This is a genomic window from Amycolatopsis sp. cmx-11-51 (assembly GCF_047608665.1).
Taxonomy (GTDB): Bacteria; Actinomycetota; Actinomycetes; order Mycobacteriales; family Pseudonocardiaceae; genus Amycolatopsis.
In genome coordinates this window covers 165,980-182,750 of sequence record NZ_JADNQO010000007.1, presented here as the reverse complement: position 1 = coordinate 182,750, position 16,771 = coordinate 165,980, and the positions used below count along the sequence as shown (strand labels likewise).

Genomic DNA, 16,771 nt, shown 5'->3' with positions numbered 1-16,771 from the left:
GATGAAACTCGAAGTCGACCGCGAACGCTGCGTGGGCGCCGGAATGTGCGTGCTGACCGCGCCCGAGGTGTTCGGACAAGACGAAGTCGACGGCAGGGTCCGGTTGCTCGAACCGGAACCGGCCGAGATCGGCGACGTCGTGCAGTTGTGTCCCGCGTCGGCGATCACGGCGAACGACTGACCAGCCAGGGGGTGCCGGGCGGGCACCCCCTGGCGTGGGATCAGCCGACGTCCACGAGGACCTTGCCGGCGTCGGCGCTCTGCACGGCGGTGCCGGCGTAGAGCTGCTGAACCCTGGCCTTCTCCTGGGCGTTGGGGTTCACGCTGGTGCAGCTGACGCCGCCGGTCGAGCCGGACATCAGCGACGAGCACGGCCCTGGCTTCACGTCGGGCAGGCCGAGGCTGTGCCCGAGTTCGTGGGAGGCGATCCGGGGCGTGTGGTAGCCCTGCTGGACGGCCTGCCTGCCCATCCACACGGTGACCGTGCCGCTCGGGCGGACCGGGCCGAGGGTGGCGCGCGGCCAGCCGTTGTCGGCGATGATCCGGATGTTGACCCGCTGCCCCGCGGTCGCCTTCACGAGGCGGACGTTGGTGACGTTGGTGTTCCACACGTTGACGCCCGCCGCCACCGCGGACTTGAACTCCGCGGCCTGGCTGTCGTCGTAGGTCAGGGTGGTCGCCATGATCTCGGCGGCACCGGCGGAGGGTGCCGAGAGCATCGAGGTGGAGAGCGCGGCGCCGGTGAGCACCGCGGCGAAGGTACGTCGAAGCACGTTGAACTCCTCGCGTTAAGGCGTGCTGGAATTTCGGAGCAGTGTCGACACTTTGTTCTGGCGGGAGGAATCTGTGAGTAGTCCTCCGTTGCCTCCGCGTGATGTTAGGACCTGTAAAGGTCGTCGCGTAACCCGCCGATAGTCGCCTGTCGTTAACCATGATCTTGACGCACCCGGAAGACTGTGCGGCTATGACGACCGCGCGATTCACCGGACACGAAGAACCCATTCTCGCGGTCGCCGTGCACGGAAACCGGCTGGTCACCGGGGGTGCGGACCGAACGGTGCGGGTATGGGACCTGGAGACCGGCGCGCAGCGGTTCGCGTTGAGCGGCCACGATCGGCCGGTGCTCGCGGTGGGCATCTCGGGTCGGTACGTGGTCGGTTGCGATGGGGCGACGGTACGGCGCTGGCGGCTCGCCGGTCGCGAGGTGCGGCCCCCGGAGATCCAGACCACCAGGCGGACGCTCGCGGTCGCGGTGGCGAAGGATTTCGCCGTGTCCGGCGCGGGAAGCACCGTCGAGGTCCGGCGGCTGGACGGGGTGACGGTGCGCGGTCTCCGCACCGGTGGCCCGGAGATCGAATCCGTCGCGGTGACCCCGGACGGCCGGGTGGTGGTGGCCGGCGACGACACCGGCGGCGTGCGCCTGTGGGACAGGGAAGTCGTTTCCCACTACCGGTTCGGCGGTGCGGGTGCGGTCCACGTGGTCGCGGTTTCCGCCGACGGCGAGCGGGTGCTGTCCGGTGAGGGCGAGACGGTGCGCTTGTGGGGGCGCAGGGGTGATCCGGCCCTCGTCTTCCCCGGGCACCTCGGCGTCGTACGGGTACTGGGCTTCAGTCCGGACGGCAAACTGGTGTTCACCGGCGGTTCCGGCGGCGAGATCTACGTCCGCGAGATCGACGACCCCGCCGACTACACCCTCCTCAAGGGACACGAGGGGAACGTCCGGGCGATCGCCTGCACCGCGGGCAACGAGAAGATCGTCTCGGTCGGGGACGATCACACGATCCGGGTGTGGGACCGCTTCGGCAACCAGATCGACGGCACCGGTTTCGTCGAGCCCAAACCGGGGCGGGCGCGCCCGCGGATCACCCCCGACGTCGAAAGCGCGATCGACCTGATCGGCTTCCAGGACGACGTGCGCACCCTCGCCGCGGTCATCGCCGACCGCGAGACCAGCCCGCCGCTGTGCGTCGCGCTGCTGGGGCCCTGGGGTTCCGGCAAATCGAGTTTCGTGCGCCAGGTGGCCGACCGGGTGGCCGAACTGGCCCGCCGGTCCCGCGGCGACGCCGCCAACAGCGTGTTCGCCGGGGAGATCCGGCAGATCCGGTTCAACGCCTGGCAGTACCACGACGACCACCTGTGGGTCGGACTGGTGGACCACCTGTTCCGTAACCTCGGCGCGCCCGAGACGCACGCGGACGCCGGCGAGGTCCGGGCCGAACGCGAGGCACTGCGGACCCGGCTCGCGAGCCTTCGGGCCATCAAGGCGGATTCCCCGCTCACCTGGCGATGGCGGCTCCTGGTGTCCGGCGTGGACCGGGCCGAACGCAGACGACGGCGGCTCGCCGTCGCGGGCTACGCGGTCTTGGGGGTGCTCGGCATCGTCGCGGCGATCACCGGATGGGCTCTATGGCACAACGCGATCCTCGCCGCGGCGGGCGCCATCGTCGCGCTCGGTGCCGTGCTGACCCCGGCGCTCACCACCGCCAGGGCCGCCCTCGCACCGGTCAAGTCCACATTGGACAGATTGCGGTCCGATGTCGACAAACGGAGGGAGCGATTCGAGACCGAGGTGCGGGAGACCGAGGAACGGCTTCGGCGCCTGGACGCGGCCACGCGGCTCGGTGAGCTGATCGAAGAGGCGACGACCGGCAGATACGGGGACTACCAAGGGGTCTTCGCCCGGGTCCGGGAAGATCTCGCGGAGCTAAGCGCCGATCTGGCGGACGCGCGGACGGAATGGCTGCTGGCGGGTGGCAAGGGCGATCCGCCACTGGAACGGATCGTGCTCTACATCGACGATCTCGACCGTTGCCCGCCGTCGAAGGTGATCGAGGTGCTCGCCGCCGTGCACCTGCTGCTCGCCCTTCCCGCGTTCGTCGTGGTGGTGGCCGTCGATCCACGATGGTTGCGGCGATGCCTGGACCAGCACCACGAAGAGTTGTTCGGCGCGGGGGAGGCCCGGCGGGCGGAGTACCTCGACAAGATCTTTCAGATCGTGTTCGCGTTGCGCCCCATGGGAACCGCGGCGGACGAACTGATCGACGTCCTGATGCCGATCGAAGGACGGGAACCGGTGCCGCCAGGGCACGAAGAATGGCCGGAGGACGAGGAGGCCTTCGAGCCAGGGGAACGCGGCGAACCGGTGGAGGTCATCGTCAAGGACACGGCCCCGCCGACGTTCTACAACATGCGGCCGGACCGGTTGCGGCTCACCGAGGTCGAACGCGATTTCGTCCACGTTCTCCGGAAACGGTTGAAGACACCGCGGGAGATCCGGAAGCTGGTCAACCTCTACCGGCTCGTGCGCATCGGCATTCCCGACGCGGAGCTGACGCGGTTCGTCGACGGCCCCTACCGGGCGGTGCTCGTCCTGCTGACCCTGCTGGTCGTCGATCCGGACTCCGCACGCACGACCTTCATCGCGCTTTCCGCCGGGGAATCGTTGTCCGACGCCTTTCCACCTGAATGGCGGCTAGACGCCGAATCCTTCGATGATCTATCGGTCTACCGGAACTGGGTGGGTACCCTCGCCCGCTTCAGTTTCGAAACCTACGATCTGGTGACCGAGGAAACAGAACCGGGAACCACGTTGTAGCTACACTTGCCCGCTACAACGGCTAGGGGGCGGCGCATGCGGAGATCAGGCTGGCTTTCGCTCGTCTTCGGCGCGCTCGTCGGGACACTTGTGATCGTGCTGCTCGCGACCACGGTCACCGCGCCCTCGAACGCGGCCAGGAACGACTGCGTCCGGCTGGTCGCCAGTTCCTCCACGGAAAAGGGTGACCTGATCCGCGAACTGGCCGACCGGTACAACAACACCGACCGGACGTTCGACGGCGGCCGGTGCGCGAAGGTCGAGGCGTACAAGAAGACCTCGGGCGCCACACTCGACCTCATCGCCGACGGCTGGAACGACATCGACGATCAGCAGCCCGAACCCCAGGTCTGGCTGCCGAGTTCGTCGCTCTGGCTCGATCTGCTGCGCCAGCGCGGCAAAGGCGGCTTGATCGACGACGGCCCCAAGACCTCGCTCGCGACGAGCCCGATGGTGATCGCGATGCCCGAGCCGATGGCCGCGGCGATGGGCTGGCCGAAGAAGACCATCGGCTGGAACGACGTCCTCCAGATGAACCAGAAGGGCGGCTGGGCCTCCACCGGCGGGGAGAACGCGAAGTGGGGGAACTTCACGCTGGGCAAGGACAACCCGCGCCGGTCGACCTCGGGGCTCGCCGCGACCATCTCGACCTACTTCGCGGCGACCGGCGGTGACTACGGCAAGAGCGAGACGGCGGACGCCGTGCAGTTCGTCCGCGGCATCGAGGCGTCGGTCGCCTACTACAGCGACGATTCGGTGGCCTTCCTGAAAACGCTGTACGAAGAGGACAAGAAGCCCACGCCCTACATCAGCGCGATGGCGATGCAGGAGCAGATGGTCTACCTCTACAACCACGGCGCGCCGACCGGGGATCCGAAACAACTGCAGGACAATCCCGTCGCCCTGAACCGGCCGCTCGTCGCCGTGCACCCGAGCGAGGGGACGGTGCTGATCGACCATCCCTTCCTGACCACGGCCAAGGCGTCGCCGGAGCAGCACGCGGCGGCCAAGGACTTCTACGACTACATGCGGGAACCCGGGCAGCAGGAGAGTTTTCGCGGTCTCGGCTTCCGTGATCCGGAGGGCCGGAGCAACCCGAAGCTGGCAAAGGGCGCGCACACCGCGGAAACCGGTGACTCCCGGAAGATCGAGCTCCCCACCGGTGAGCAGATCCAGCGAATGCTGGACGGCTGGCAGTACACGCAGCGGCGCGGCCGGATCCTGCTGGTGCTGGACCTGTCCGGGTCGATGAAAGAACCGTTCGACAAGACCCGTAAGGACAAACCGTACTCCGAGTCCCGGATCGAACTGCTGAAACCCGCGATCCGGAAACAGCTCGAATACCTGCATCCCGAAGACGAGGTCGGGCTGTGGACGTTCGCCTCGAACGGGTACGAGGAAAAGATGCCGATCGGCAAGGTGAAGGTCGTCCGCGGCCCGATGATCGACCTGGTCGGCAAGCTGACCCCGAACGGGGAAACGGCCCTCTACCAGTCCGTGGTGGACGCCAACGACAAGATGCGGCGGGAGTTCGATCCGAACCTCATCAACGCCGTCGTGTTCCTGACCGACGGCGAGAACACCTCTGGCAAGACCACGAAGGAGCAGATGCTGCAGAACGTCGACGCCGAACGGCTGGACAACTCCGTCCGGATCTTCACCATGGCCTACGGCGCGCAGGCGGACAGCCGTGTTCTCGACGAGATCGCGCAGAAATCCAAGGCACGCAGCTACAAGGCCGTCGATCCGCAGGGCATCGACAAGATGTTCGTCAACGTCTTCAGTAACTTCTGACATGGCCGATCACGACAATCGCGCGTTCCACACCGTCGCCGGAGTGCTCACGCTGATCGCCGCCCTGCTCGGGCACGCGGTGACGGTGCCGCATCCGCAGGCGTGGTTCTTCGGCGCCGCCGCCGCCTTCGCCGTGCTGCTTCCCGCCGAAGTCGCGTACTTCGTGTTGAACGCCAAGCGATCCAGGCCGGTGAGAGAGGCACGCGCACCGGAGCCCGCCGACGGCCATGACCACTACAGCCTGCTCGGGCGCGCGCTGACGGCCATCGAAACGGTGCAGCCGGGTGAGGTGGACCTTTCGGGAACCTTCCGGCGGGCGGTGGCGAGGCTCGAAAGCCGGCCGGACCGGGACTCGCCCGAGGTCGTCGAACTGCGGGTGTCGGTGAGGCAGACCACCGAGAAGCTGGAACGGCACGCGCGAGACGAGAACCCGGATCCGGTGATGCTCGTTCAGCGGATGCGGGTGTACCGGGAAGATCTCGAAGACGCCATCGCGGTGGTCCAACCGGGTTGAGTGCGGGAAGAGCGATGAAGACATCTCAGCTCCGCCAACCGGGGTGAGTGTTCGGTGCCGAACAGACTACGGCCGTGCGTCATGCTGATCTGACAGTATGCCGTTGATCGGGCGCCGGGTTGTCGAGGGCGTGGAACATGTGGTCGTACCGGTGGAGCACCGGTTCAGCCTGGAGGAGGCCGTGCTGGCGGTGATGGCCGCCAAGAGCACCGTGCGGCCCGCGCCAGGGATCAAGGTCGCTCCGCTGAAGGTGTCAGAGGTACGGTCAGCGCTGCTATACGCGGCGAAACACGCCGACAGACGACACCAGATCGTGGACAGCTACTTCGTCGAGGCCGAAGACGGACCCTTGCACAGACTGGCCGAGTGGATCAGGTCGGAGCTGGTCCGGTTGGGCATCTTCACCACGCACGATGGTTCCGCCGCCGGATCGGGTGGCCGATTCGGTTACTCTCCGCGATAGGTGTTCACGACTGCCTGGGAGGGTGTTTCGTGGGTTTGGGCCCGGAGGCCGCCGAAGAAAGAGAACGTCCGTTCCTGGAGCGGCTGGACGAACCCGTCCGTGCCCGGTTGCTGGAGATGGGCACCCCGCAGACCTATGAGAGCAGGCAGGCGCTGATGCGGGCCGGTGAGCCCGGCGACTTCGTCATGCTGCTGCGGCACGGTTATGTGAAGGTGACCAGCGCCGACCGGATGGGGGCGACGGTCATCCTCGACGTCGGGGTGCCCGGCGATCTGCACGGCGAGATCGCGGTGATCGCGGGTGGAATCCGGATGGCCGACGTCGTCGCCATCGAGGAGGTCCACGTCCGGCGGATCGCGGCGAGCGAATTCAACCGTTTCCTGCTGGACCATCCGTCGGCGATGCGGGAGGTACTCGTCTCCGTCGCCCGCCGGTTCGTGCTCGCCCAGCGGCAGCGGACGCAGTCCTGGAAGCCACAGGCGGTGGCGCGGGTCGCGACGCGACTGGATTACCTGGTCGACGTCTGTGGCATCCGGACTCCCGCCGGCTGGCGGATCGGGATCCCGCTGAGCCAGGACGAACTCGCGCAGTTCATCCCGATGGGACGGACGATGGTCGCGCAGGCACTGGACAAGCTCCGGAAGGCGGGAGTTGTGGCCAGCTCGCGCCGTGCGATCACCGTCGTCGACCGCGAAGCGTTGCGGGTGATCACGGAAAAAGGTGTGACTTAGCTCACTGGCGTTGACCATGGCGGGGTCAGGTTCTGTTCGGTTCCGAACAGAACTTCCGGTGAGGAGTGGGAACACTGCTTCCTGCCGCCAGTTTTCACCGATCAGGGGAGGGGTCGCAGAGATGCAGGTGCTGACCTCAGGCCAATACAACGCGCGCACCCACGCCGTGCTCGCCGTCGACATCGTCGGTTCGTCCAAGGCCAGTGATGACCTGCTGGATCCGATGAAGACCGAGATGGAGACGCTGGTTTCCCGCTCCTTCAACGCGGTCGGGCTCGCGCCGGGGGAAGCACGCCACTTCCGGGAGACCGGGGACGGGCTGATGGTCGCGTACCCGGACCGGACCGTCGGGCAGCTCTGCGAGGTCGTGTTCCACCTGGACCATCTGCTTCGGTCTCGCAACCGCTACGCCCGTGTCCCGATGCGAGCGCGGATAGCCGTCCACATGGGACCGATGGCGGACAACCATCGTTATCACCGCACCTACATCACGCTGACCCGGTTGCTGTGCGCCTCGACCTTCAACGACGCCGTCGGCTACTGGTGCCGTCTCGACCCGACAGGGGACAAGTTCGGTGCCGGGATGATCGTGTCGCAATCGGTGTGGCGCAACGTGGTCGAGCCCTTCGGTGTCGCGCTGATCCCGCCCGCGCGCTGCGGCCGGATCAGCGTCACGACGCCCGATTTCGCCGACAGCGCGTGGATCCACCTGCCAGGCCTGGACGCCGACGCCGTACTGGCCGAGGTGAACCCGGCGATGCCGGCGCCGCTCGTGTTCGACCGGGTGAGCCGGTTGTCGACGACGGCCTAGCCCCGAGACCGGGCGGTCCGGCTTCCAGGGAGGGAGAGCCGTGCCGCTCGCCGGTTTCTGGTCCGGTACCCCTACGCCGGGCCAGAAACCGGACCCCCGGCGTGGGGGGTGGGGGCGCGGGTCATCCCCGCCGCGCCCCCGCACAGCGGTGAGCTGAAGGGGACTTTCCCCGCTTCCGACGCGGTGAAGGGCGCTTTCTCCGCATGGCATGCGGGGAAAGTCCCCTTCAGCTCCCACCTACTGCCGGCAGCGTTTCCCGCTGTTAACGCACTTCACGAGCTGGTTCATCAGCCGCTGCGACATGACGTTCGCGAAGTCGTCGTGGTCGGAGCGCGGGTTGTGCTTCTCCTGCGCGAACGCGTCGACCGCGTACTGCCCGGCGGCCTGGATGTTCGCCGGGATGTCGTACACCAGGGTGATCCGCAGCTGCGGCACGTTCTTGAAGCCGCGCGGGCATTTCCCGTTGCGGTCGGAGAACACGATATGCGTGCGGTGGTTGGCGCTGTCGGTGTTCTTCCCGTCCCAGCAGTTCGGGAACGCGTGGACGCGCGCGACCTTGCTGCCCCGCGGGCAGATCGGGTACAGCTCGGTGAGCCGGTCCTCGAAGCCGGTGCAGGTCCAGCTTGGCCGGGCGTTGGCCGGTCCGTTGGTGGTCTGCTTGGCGTCGCCGTAGAGCACCCGCAGGAACTTCGGCATCGCGACGACGCGGCGGGCGCCGCCGCTGGTGAACGTCAGGTCCACCTTCTCGGGTCGCTGGATCTCGCCCTCGTTGTCGCCGATCTCGTTGTTGTCGTCGGTGCCGGGAAGATCGGCCGCCTTGCCGTCGGACTTCTTCTTCTCGACGTCACCGGCGGCGTTGACGGTGCTGTTCTCGCCGCCGTTGTCGAGGCCGCCCTCACCGTTCTGCTTCACCGCGCACCCGGCGAGCTGGTCTTCGGGCTTCGCGACCGGTGTGCCCGCCTGCTTCATGGTGTCGCTGATCTTCTTGATCGACGGCTTCCGCTTGTTCTTCAGCTCGTCGAGCACCTGGCCCGCCTGTTTCCCTTGCGCCAGCTGGTCGTTCGCGTTCTCGGACTCCTGGTCGAGTTTGTCGAGGCTCTCGTCGACCGCGGGCATCGCCTGGTCAGGGACCTCTTCGAGTTCGCTGGCGACGTCGGGACAGTCGACCTGGGCGGCTGCCTCGTCCTTGGCCGCGTTCGCGCGGTCGGCGGCGAGTTTCTCCTCGTTCGCCGCCTCGTTTTCTTCCTCTTCCTCGGTGTTGATCCGGATGACGGGCCAGAAGTAGGCCGACTTGTCCCCGTTCTTGCAGGTCGTGCCCGCGCGGGACAGGCTCTTGTTGTTCGAGTCCGCGTTGGTCGAGAGGTTCCCGACGTAGTCGTGGAGGTGCTCGGCTCCATTGCGGACGCCGGGCTGCGCGATGAAGTTGTCGCCGTTGAAGTGGCCGTTCTCGTTGCGGCCGCAGTCCACGGTGAACGTTCCTCTGGCGCCTCGTTTCGCGAGGTCGAGGTTGACGTTGTTGCCGCGGGGGACCTTCGCGATGTCGATGAAGAACGCTTTGTCCGCACCGTCGGCCCTGGCGGCGTCGGGGGTTCCGGTCGTGTTCACCACGACGATCCCGCCGACGGCGAGGGACAGCGCGATGGCGCCGGTGGCGACCTTGGTGCGGCGTGCCATGCGGTGGCGGCCGGTGGTTCTAGGGTTGCGGGGCATGAAATTGTTCACCTCGTTCGGTGTCGTTGCGCGGAGTCCGGGGGATGCGTCACCGGCATCGCCGGCGACACTGACTCCGTGTTGGCTGAAACGGTCCCGACGCGAAAGCGGTTCAAAACGCGACCTTGCCGTTATGTCTTCGTTACCTTCCGGCGGCGGTGATAGGCGACGGCCAGGACGACGATGATCGGGCCCCAGAGGGCGAGCGGGGTGACGCATATCGTCGCCAAAGTTTCCCAGCCGTCGCTGAGGTAACCGACACTTTCGGTCACGCCGAACACGGTCAGCTGACGGTCGCCGCCGAGTGGAACGGAGCTGAACAGCGCGGTGAGGACCAGGCCGCCGAGGACGGCGGGAACGACGGCCGCCATCGGCCGGACGGGTTTGCCGCCGAGGAACGGGATCCATCGGGGCGCCACCTCGCCCCAGCCGCGGACCAGTCCGATGGCGAGGATCGCGGTCACTTCGGTGAGCACACTGAGCGAGAGGACGTACGGGACGCTCAGCCAGAGCGGCGGCATCCCGCGATCGTGGAGCTGGCCCATCTCGAAGTGGACGGCGAAGGGCAGCCGCCACAGGCACGAAGGCAGCAGGAGCCAGGGAAGCGCGTACGCCAGGCGCATCGCCCAGCGGGGGACCGGCTGTTCGGTGTCACCCACGGCCGGGGGCAGGTGAAGGATCTTCTTGAGCATGAAGCCGATCTTCGGGCGGCGGGTGTCCCGAAAGATCACTCGCGCGGACCGGTTCGCTCCTTCTCAAGGGTGAGCGCGCGAGAAGGCCCGGCCTCGGGGCAGTCGAGGCCGGGCCGGTTCCCGCAAATCAGGCGTCCACCTTGTCCTTGGGCTCCGTCTCGTCTTCGGCGGTGGGACGGGCAGGCAGGAAACGCTTGATCAACGGAAAGAACAGGATCACCAGGATGATCACGTAGACCACTATCGCGAACGGGGTGTCGAACAGCCCGCCGAGGTTGCCGTCGCTCAGTTGCAGCGCGCGTCGCATCTGCTGTTCGGCGGCCGGGCCGAGGATGACGCCGATGATCGCCGGCAGCACCGGCAGGCCGTAGCGGCGCATCGCGAAGCCGATCAGGCCGATCACGAACATCACCAGCAGATCGAAAATGTCCGCGTTGACCGCGTACGCGCCGACGCTGGCGAAGAACAGGATTCCCGCGTAGAGGTACGGCCGCGGAATCCGCAGCAGCTTCGCCCACAGCGGCGCCAGCGGCAGGTTCAGCACCAGCAGCAGCGTCAGCCCGACGAACAGCGAGGCGATCAGGCCCCACACCAGCGAAGACTCCCGCTCGAACAACAGCGGTCCCGGCTGGATGCCGTACTGCTGGAACGCCGCCAGCATCACGGCCGCGACCGCGGTGGTCGGCAGGCCGAGCGTCAGCATCGAGACCAGCGTCCCCGCCGCCGAGGCCGACGCCGTCGCTTCCGGACCCGCGACGCCTTCGATGGCACCCTTGCCGAACTCGTCCTTGTGCTTCGAGAGCCGCTTTTCCGTGACGTACGAGAGGAATGTCGGGATCTCGGCGCCACCGGCGGGCACCGCGCCGAACGGGAACCCGATGAGCGGACCGCGCAGCCACGGCTTCCACGTCCGCTTGAGGTCGGCGCGCGACAGCCACGGCCTGCCGACCGGGATCGGCTGATGCGCGGTGCGCCGCAGGTGCGCGGCGACCCACAGCGACTCGCCGACCGCGAACAGCGCGACCGCCACGATGACGACGTCGATGCCGTCGGCAAGGTGCAGCGAGCCGAAGGTCAGCCGCTGCTGCCCGGTCATCTCGTCCAGCCCGACGAGACCGATGGTGAGGCCGATCAGCAGCGACGCCACGCCGCGGACGCGGGAGCTGCCGAGCACCGAGGTGACCGCGATGAACGCCAGCACCATGATCGCGAACAGGTCTGGCGCTCCGATGTCGACGGCGTGCTTCGCGATCACCGGGGCCAGCACGACCAGCGCGATCGTGCCGAGGATGCCGCCGACGAAATGCCCGATCGCCGCCGCCGCAAGCGCTTGCGCCCCGCGACCCTTGCGGGCCATGGGATTGCCGTCGATGGCCGCGACGACCGCCGCGCTCTCACCGGGGGTGTTCAGCAGGATCGACGTCGTCGAACCGCCGAACATCCCGCCGTAGTAGATGCCGGCGAACATGATGAACGCGCCGGTGGGTTCCAGCCCGTAGGTCACCGGGAGCAGCAGGGCCACCGCCATGGCCGGGCCGATGCCCGGCAGCACGCCGATCGCGGTGCCCAGCAGGACACCGATCGCCGCCATCGCGATGTGGGTCGGGGTCAGCGCGGTGCCGAAGCCGTCGATGAGTTGCTGGAACATCAGAACACCTCCATCAACGGGCCACCGGGGAGTGGGACACCGAGCAGGTTGTTGAAGACCAGGAAGGTCACGACGGACATGCCCGCCGCGATCAGCGGGTCACGGACCAGGTTGCGGCTGCCGAGCGCGTAGGCCGCGCCCCAGAACAGGAACGCGCCCGAGATCGGGAACCCGACCAGCCCGATCAGTGCCGCGTTGGCCAGGAAAGCGCCGCACAGCAACAGGACCGTGCGCAGGTCGGCGGGCTCGGTGAGGTCGATGTCCTCGCCGCCCTCGGCCTCTCCCTTGCCGCCGCGCAGCACGTCGCGCGCCAGCAGCACCGCGACGATCAGCAGCAGCGAGCCGACCAGGATCGGCACCGCCTTCGGTCCCACCGGGCCGCGCTGGGCGAAGTCGGTGGGAATGCTCAGCGCGTCGGTCAGCACCAGCACGCCGAGCACCACGAGCCCGACGCTCACCCCGAGTTCGGAGCGCTCCTTCAGCCACGTGGTCGTCATGCCAGACCCAGCTCTTTCAGCACCGTTGCCACTCGAGTGTTCTCCTCTTCGAGAAACGAACCGAACTGCTCCCCTGGGGCGAACGCCCCGGTCCATCCGTTGCGTTGCAAAGCTTCCTGCCACTGCGGTGTCTTCTGCAGCCGCTCGAACAGGCTCACCAGCTTCGTGCGGTCCGACTCGGAGATGCCGGGCGGCGCGACGATGCCGCGCCAGTTGGTGAACTTCACGTCCACACCGGACTCCGACAGCGTCGGCGCGTCGATGCCCGGGATCCGCTTCTCGCTGGTCACCGCCAGCACCCGGAGCGTGCCCGCCTGGATCTGATCGCGGTACTCGCCGACGCCGGACACGCCGAACGCGACCTTGCCGCCGAGGACCGAGGCGAGCAGTTCCCCGCCGCCGTCGAACTGGACGTAATTGACCGCCTTGGGCGCGAGCCCGACCGCCTTCGCCATGAGCATCGGCGCCAGGTGGTCCGGCCCGCCCGGTGACGAACCGCCGCCGACCTGGACCGCGCCCGGATCGGCCTTCCACGCCGCGATGAGCTGGTCGATCGTCTGGTACGGCGAATCCTTGCCGACCACGACGATGTCCGACTCCTCGATCAGCTTCGCCACCGGTGTGGTGTCGAGCAATGAAGACGGCGACTTGTTCGTGAACACGCTGCCGACGACGCCGAGCCCCATCGACATGACGAGCTTGCCGTTGCCGCGTTCGGCCACCGTCCGGCCGAGGCCGACCGTGCCGCCGGCGCCGGGGAGGTTAAAGACCTCCGCGTTGCCGAGCAGGTCCGCGTCCTCCATGGCCTTGGTCGCCGTGCGGGCCGTGATGTCGTAACCGCCGCCGGGCGCGTTGGGCACGAGTACCCGCAGCGACCGGATCTGCGAACCCTCGTCGGCCTCGCCGCCCGGGGTGAGCAACGGTGGCACCAGCAAGACGGCGACGAGCGCCGCCGCGATGGCCAACCAGCTACTGGGCTTCACTGTGATCCCCGCCTCTCTGCCGCGTGGTTGGACATGGTGCACTCGGGTCAACAGAGATGTCCCGCTTGCGGGCCCAATGGTTGTTGTGGTCGTTTTGGTCACGCGGAGGTGGCGATGGGTGCTCGGGGTTCCTTGGCCCGCCAGCTCCTCGCGTGGCAACTGGTGGTCGTCAGCTGCCTACTGTGCGCGGTCGGCGTGCTGGCCGTCGTCCAGGCGGGGAACAACTTCCGCACGACCGAGGGACGCCGGGCGCTTTCGGTCGCGGAGAGTGTCGCCGCGCAGGGTGTCGTGGGTGATCTTGAAAACGGCCCGTGGGAACTGAACGCCCCCGCCGAAACCGCGCGAAGCTTCTCCGGGGTGGATTCCGTCGTGATCGCCGGCGCGGACCGCTACGTGCTGGCGTCACCCGATCCGGGTCAGCTGAGGACAACGCTCGACATCGGCGAGAGCACCGTCCTTTCCGGACGGTCCTGGGTCGGTGATATCGACGGCTCGATCGTGGCGCACGTCCCGGTGCTCGACGAGAAGGGTGGCAAAGTGGTCCGCATGGTCGCGGCCGGTTCGAAGTCGCCTGGTTTCTTCGCCGGCGTGCTCGACTCGCCGGACAACGCCCTGCGGGTGCTGGGGGTCGCGCTGGTGATCGGTGTGAGCGGTTCGCTGCTGCTGGCGCGGCGGGTGAAGAACCAGACGCTCGGCCTGGAGCCACACGAGATCACCGCGCTGGTGGAGAACCGGGAGGCGCTCCTGCACGGCATCAAGGAGGGTGTCGTCGGCCTGGATCCGCAGCACCGGATCACCCTGGTGAACGAGCACGCCCGCGAACTCCTGGCCCTGCCGGAAGACGCCGTCGGCCGGTCGGTCGAGGACCTCGACCTCAACGAGCGGATCCGTGACCTGCTCACCGGCCGCGCGACCGGCGCCGATCAGATCGTACTGAGGCAAGGAAAGGTGCTGACCCTGAACCGGATGCCGATCGACGTGCGCGGTGCCGTGGTGACCCTGCGGGATCGCACCGATCTGATGACCCTGCGGGACGAACTCGACGCCAGCAGGAACGCCACCGACACGTTGCGGGCCCAGGCGCACGAATTCAGCAACCGGCTGCACACCATTTCGGGCCTGCTGGAACTCGGGGAATACGACGAGGTCCGCGGTTACGTCAGCCGGATCAGCTCGGCGCAAGGCGAGTGGCGCGCGGAGGTCGGCTCGCGCATCGGCGACCCGGCGGTGGCGGCGCTGCTGATCGCGAAGGCGTCGCTGGCCGCCGAACGCGGGGTGGGCCTGCGGATGGCGCCCGACAGCGAACTGGACCGCGTCGAGGACGCGCTCTCCACGGATTTGGTGACAGTGCTGGGAAATTTCGTCGACAACGCGCTGGACGCGCTCGGCGGTCAACGCGGCTGGATCGAGGTCGGCGTGTGGCAGGAGGAGGACGAAGTGCGGGTGGAGGTCCGTGATTCCGGGCCCGGTGTCGCGCCGGAAATCGCCGAAGAGGTGTTCGAACACGGCTTCACCACGAAGGCGGCGGCGCATGGTCAGCGTGGTCTCGGGCTCGCGCTGATCCGGCAGGCGTGCGTCCGGCGGGGCGGCTCCGTCGAGGTGCACAACGACGACGGCGCGGTGTTCACGGCGAGGCTTCCGCGATGATCAGGGTCCTCGTCGTCGACGACGATTTCATGGTCGCGAAAGTCCACAGTGGATACGTCACTCGCACGGAGGGATTCGCCGTCGTCGGGGTCGCGCACACCGGGGCCGACGCGATCCGGCTGGCGCGGGAGCTGAAACCGGATCTGGTGCTGCTGGACGTCTATCTCCCCGATCTCGACGGGCTTTCGGTGCTGCGGGAACTGCGCGCCACCGAGGACGTCGACGTCATCCTGATCACCGCCGCCACTGACGTCGAGACCGTGCGGCAGGCGATGCGCGGCGGGGTCCTGCACTATCTGATCAAACCGTTCGAGTACGCGGCCCTGCGGGATCAGCTCACCCATTTCGCGACGTTGCACCAGCGGCTGGACCGGCTGGCCGAGGCCGGGCAGGCCGACGTCGACCAGGTCTTCGGCGCGCGGCCGAGCGCGAAACCCGTGCTGCCCAAGGGACTCACCGCCGAAACCGCGCGGCTGGTGGAAACCGCGCTGCGGGGCGCGCCGGGCGGGATGTCCGCGAGCGAATGCGCCGAGGCGACCGGCGTCGCACGGGTGAGCGCGCGCCGGTACCTGGAGCATTTCGTGGCGACGGGGAAGGCCGAGGTGACCCTCAAGTACGGCGGGACCGGGCGGCCCGAGCGGCGCTACCTGTGGTCCTGAATGCCCGCTGCCGCAACTAGAGGACCACTCGCGGCGTTCCGTGTGACTGGACGGACAACACGCGTGTGTGGACGGACAACACGCGTGACTGGATGGACAACACGCGTGTGTGGACGGACAACACGCGTCTGAACCGGCCGCAGGTGTGTCGTCCGTCCAGTCACGCGTGACGTCCGTGTCGGTACGGGGATCGCCGCCCTGTACCGACGGACCCCGCGCAACTAGAGGACTACTTGCGGCCGGCCAGGAGGTCGTTGAGGGTGCCGTAGTCCACGGCCTCCTCCAGCCGCGTGTACGTGCCTGTCGAGAACAGGTCCCGTGCGCTTTCCCGCGCGACGGCGTAAGCGGCCTGGCTGATTCCGGAGCCGACGCTCACCCGCGCGACCCCGAGTGCGGCCAGTTCCTTGACACTCGGCGCGCCGGGGTGGGCCATCACGTTCACCGGTGCGTCGATGCCCTCGACGAGCGCGGTGATCACGGCGGGGTCGGTGGCGCCGGGGACGAAGATCCCGTCCGCGCCCGCCGCCAGGTACGCGGCGGCGCGCTCCAGGGTCTCCGGCACCCCGCCGAGCCCCCTGAGGAAGGTGTCGATCCGTGCGTTGACGAAGACCTCGCCGCTCGCCGCGCGGGCCGCCGCGATTCGCGGCACCACCTCTTCGGGCGGCCGCGGGCCGTCCTCGATGTTGATCCCGACGGCGCCCGCGGCCACCACGGCGGCGACGGTTTCGGTGACACCTTCGGGCGTGCCCGCGTAGCCGCCTTCGATGTCGGCGGTCACCGGGACACCCGCGCCGCGGGCGATCCGGGCGATCAGGTCCACCGCGAGGTCGCGGCCGAGCAGGTCGCCGTCGGGAGCGCCGAGGCTCCAGGCCGCCCCGGCGCTGGTGGTGGCGATCGCCGCGGCGCCGGCGTCCTCGACGATCCGGGCGCTCGCGACGTCCCACGCGTTGGCCAGCACCAGCGGTTTCGAAGGGAGGTGCAGGGAGCGGAACAGCCGGGCGTCGTCGGTCGTCATGCCGCCATTTCA

At 68.1% G+C, this 16,771-nt stretch carries 16 protein-coding genes; 9 read left to right on the top strand and 7 right to left on the bottom strand.

All coding sequences use genetic code 11. The features are described 5' to 3' along the window. Nucleotide 1: 1 nt before the first annotated feature. Nucleotides 2-181: a ferredoxin gene (locus tag ACM6LU_RS24255; RefSeq protein ID WP_414940047.1), complete on the top strand. Its 180-nt coding sequence runs from the start codon at nt 2-4 to the stop codon at nt 179-181. A gap of 40 nt (nt 182-221) precedes the next feature. Here ACM6LU_RS24255 and ACM6LU_RS24250 read toward each other — a convergent pair whose 3' ends face one another. Then, a complete protein-coding gene (locus ACM6LU_RS24250) occupies nt 222-773 on the bottom strand; it encodes a snapalysin family zinc-dependent metalloprotease (RefSeq protein WP_414940046.1) in 552 nt (183 codons plus the stop codon). A 191-nt stretch (nt 774-964) separates the two neighbouring features. Between ACM6LU_RS24250 and ACM6LU_RS24245 the strand changes: the two genes are divergently transcribed. The 6 genes from ACM6LU_RS24245 to ACM6LU_RS24220 all read left to right on the top strand — a co-directional run bounded on the left by ACM6LU_RS24245 (nt 965) and on the right by ACM6LU_RS24220 (nt 7,908). After that, the gene (locus ACM6LU_RS24245) at nt 965-3,595 is read left to right on the top strand and encodes a P-loop NTPase fold protein (protein WP_414940045.1); all 2,631 of its coding nucleotides are present in this window, start codon (nt 965-967) and stop codon (nt 3,593-3,595) included. Nucleotides 3,596-3,631: 36 nt separating this feature from the next. Next, a complete protein-coding gene (locus ACM6LU_RS24240) occupies nt 3,632-5,389 on the top strand; it encodes a substrate-binding and vWA domain-containing protein (protein ID WP_414940044.1) in 1,758 nt (585 codons plus the stop codon). Between the two features lies 1 nt (nt 5,390). Beyond that, nucleotides 5,391-5,903 (top strand): hypothetical protein, encoded by a 513-nt coding sequence (locus ACM6LU_RS24235; RefSeq protein WP_414940043.1) that lies wholly within the window; start codon nt 5,391-5,393, stop codon nt 5,901-5,903. A 97-nt stretch (nt 5,904-6,000) separates the two neighbouring features. Then, complete coding sequence (locus tag ACM6LU_RS24230) at nt 6,001-6,366, top strand: hypothetical protein (protein ID WP_007034234.1); 366 nt, start codon at nt 6,001-6,003, stop codon at nt 6,364-6,366. Between the two features lie 29 nt (nt 6,367-6,395). Next, the gene (locus ACM6LU_RS24225) at nt 6,396-7,097 is read left to right on the top strand and encodes a Crp/Fnr family transcriptional regulator (protein ID WP_037307965.1); all 702 of its coding nucleotides are present in this window, start codon (nt 6,396-6,398) and stop codon (nt 7,095-7,097) included. A 121-nt stretch (nt 7,098-7,218) separates the two neighbouring features. Next, nucleotides 7,219-7,908, top strand: a complete 690-nt coding sequence (locus ACM6LU_RS24220) for a hypothetical protein (RefSeq protein ID WP_414940042.1) — start codon at nt 7,219-7,221, stop codon at nt 7,906-7,908. 237 nt (nt 7,909-8,145) lie between these two features. Here the strand turns inward: ACM6LU_RS24220 and ACM6LU_RS24215 are convergent, their stop codons facing one another. The 5 genes from ACM6LU_RS24215 to ACM6LU_RS24195 all read right to left on the bottom strand — a co-directional run bounded on the left by ACM6LU_RS24215 (nt 8,146) and on the right by ACM6LU_RS24195 (nt 13,420). Beyond that, on the bottom strand, nt 8,146-9,582 hold the full coding sequence (locus ACM6LU_RS24215; protein ID WP_414940200.1) for a DUF1996 domain-containing protein: 1,437 nt from the start codon (nt 9,580-9,582) through the stop codon (nt 8,146-8,148). 167 nt (nt 9,583-9,749) lie between these two features. Next, the gene (locus tag ACM6LU_RS24210) at nt 9,750-10,310 is read right to left on the bottom strand and encodes a hypothetical protein (RefSeq protein WP_414940041.1); all 561 of its coding nucleotides are present in this window, start codon (nt 10,308-10,310) and stop codon (nt 9,750-9,752) included. A gap of 127 nt (nt 10,311-10,437) precedes the next feature. Beyond that, complete coding sequence (locus ACM6LU_RS24205; RefSeq protein WP_414940040.1) at nt 10,438-11,958, bottom strand: tripartite tricarboxylate transporter permease; 1,521 nt, start codon at nt 11,956-11,958, stop codon at nt 10,438-10,440. Further along, entirely contained in the window at nt 11,958-12,455 is a 498-nt protein-coding gene (locus ACM6LU_RS24200) for a tripartite tricarboxylate transporter TctB family protein (RefSeq protein ID WP_414940039.1), read from the bottom strand. Before ACM6LU_RS24200 ends, ACM6LU_RS24205 begins: the two co-directional genes overlap by 1 nt. After that, nucleotides 12,452-13,420, bottom strand: a complete 969-nt coding sequence (locus ACM6LU_RS24195; RefSeq protein ID WP_414940199.1) for a Bug family tripartite tricarboxylate transporter substrate binding protein — start codon at nt 13,418-13,420, stop codon at nt 12,452-12,454. Before ACM6LU_RS24195 ends, ACM6LU_RS24200 begins: the two co-directional genes overlap by 4 nt. A gap of 132 nt (nt 13,421-13,552) precedes the next feature. Here ACM6LU_RS24195 and ACM6LU_RS24190 point away from each other — a divergent pair, with 132 nt between their 5' ends. Both ACM6LU_RS24190 and ACM6LU_RS24185 read left to right on the top strand, forming a co-directional pair. Then, entirely contained in the window at nt 13,553-15,085 is a 1,533-nt protein-coding gene (locus ACM6LU_RS24190; RefSeq protein ID WP_414940038.1) for an ATP-binding protein, read from the top strand. Further along, nucleotides 15,082-15,744 carry a response regulator gene (locus tag ACM6LU_RS24185; RefSeq protein WP_414940037.1) on the top strand — a complete coding sequence of 221 codons (663 nt, stop codon included), beginning with the start codon at nt 15,082-15,084 and terminating at the stop codon, nt 15,742-15,744. The genes ACM6LU_RS24190 and ACM6LU_RS24185 overlap by 4 nt, the downstream gene beginning before the upstream one ends. A gap of 229 nt (nt 15,745-15,973) precedes the next feature. On the opposite strand, the gene ACM6LU_RS24180 is transcribed toward ACM6LU_RS24185, so the two are convergent. Next, entirely contained in the window at nt 15,974-16,759 is a 786-nt protein-coding gene (locus ACM6LU_RS24180; protein ID WP_414940036.1) for an isocitrate lyase/PEP mutase family protein, read from the bottom strand. Nucleotides 16,760-16,771: the final 12 nt, after the last annotated feature.

Coding starts and splice junctions, on each gene's coding strand:
- ACM6LU_RS24210 (WP_414940041.1), bottom strand. CDS start 10,310: ATGCTCAAGAAGATCCTTCACCTGCCCCCGGCCGTGGGTGACACCGAA.
- ACM6LU_RS24205 (WP_414940040.1), bottom strand. CDS start 11,958: ATGTTCCAGCAACTCATCGACGGCTTCGGCACCGCGCTGACCCCGACC.
- ACM6LU_RS24230 (WP_007034234.1), top strand. CDS start 6,001: ATGCCGTTGATCGGGCGCCGGGTTGTCGAGGGCGTGGAACATGTGGTC.
- ACM6LU_RS24245 (WP_414940045.1), top strand. CDS start 965: ATGACGACCGCGCGATTCACCGGACACGAAGAACCCATTCTCGCGGTC.
- ACM6LU_RS24240 (WP_414940044.1), top strand. CDS start 3,632: ATGCGGAGATCAGGCTGGCTTTCGCTCGTCTTCGGCGCGCTCGTCGGG.
- ACM6LU_RS24215 (WP_414940200.1), bottom strand. CDS start 9,582: ATGGCACGCCGCACCAAGGTCGCCACCGGCGCCATCGCGCTGTCCCTC.
- ACM6LU_RS24190 (WP_414940038.1), top strand. CDS start 13,553: ATGGGTGCTCGGGGTTCCTTGGCCCGCCAGCTCCTCGCGTGGCAACTG.
- ACM6LU_RS24255 (WP_414940047.1), top strand. CDS start 2: ATGAAACTCGAAGTCGACCGCGAACGCTGCGTGGGCGCCGGAATGTGC.
- ACM6LU_RS24180 (WP_414940036.1), bottom strand. CDS start 16,759: ATGACGACCGACGACGCCCGGCTGTTCCGCTCCCTGCACCTCCCTTCG.
- ACM6LU_RS24200 (WP_414940039.1), bottom strand. CDS start 12,455: ATGACGACCACGTGGCTGAAGGAGCGCTCCGAACTCGGGGTGAGCGTC.
- ACM6LU_RS24220 (WP_414940042.1), top strand. CDS start 7,219: ATGCAGGTGCTGACCTCAGGCCAATACAACGCGCGCACCCACGCCGTG.
- ACM6LU_RS24235 (WP_414940043.1), top strand. CDS start 5,391: ATGGCCGATCACGACAATCGCGCGTTCCACACCGTCGCCGGAGTGCTC.
- ACM6LU_RS24185 (WP_414940037.1), top strand. CDS start 15,082: ATGATCAGGGTCCTCGTCGTCGACGACGATTTCATGGTCGCGAAAGTC.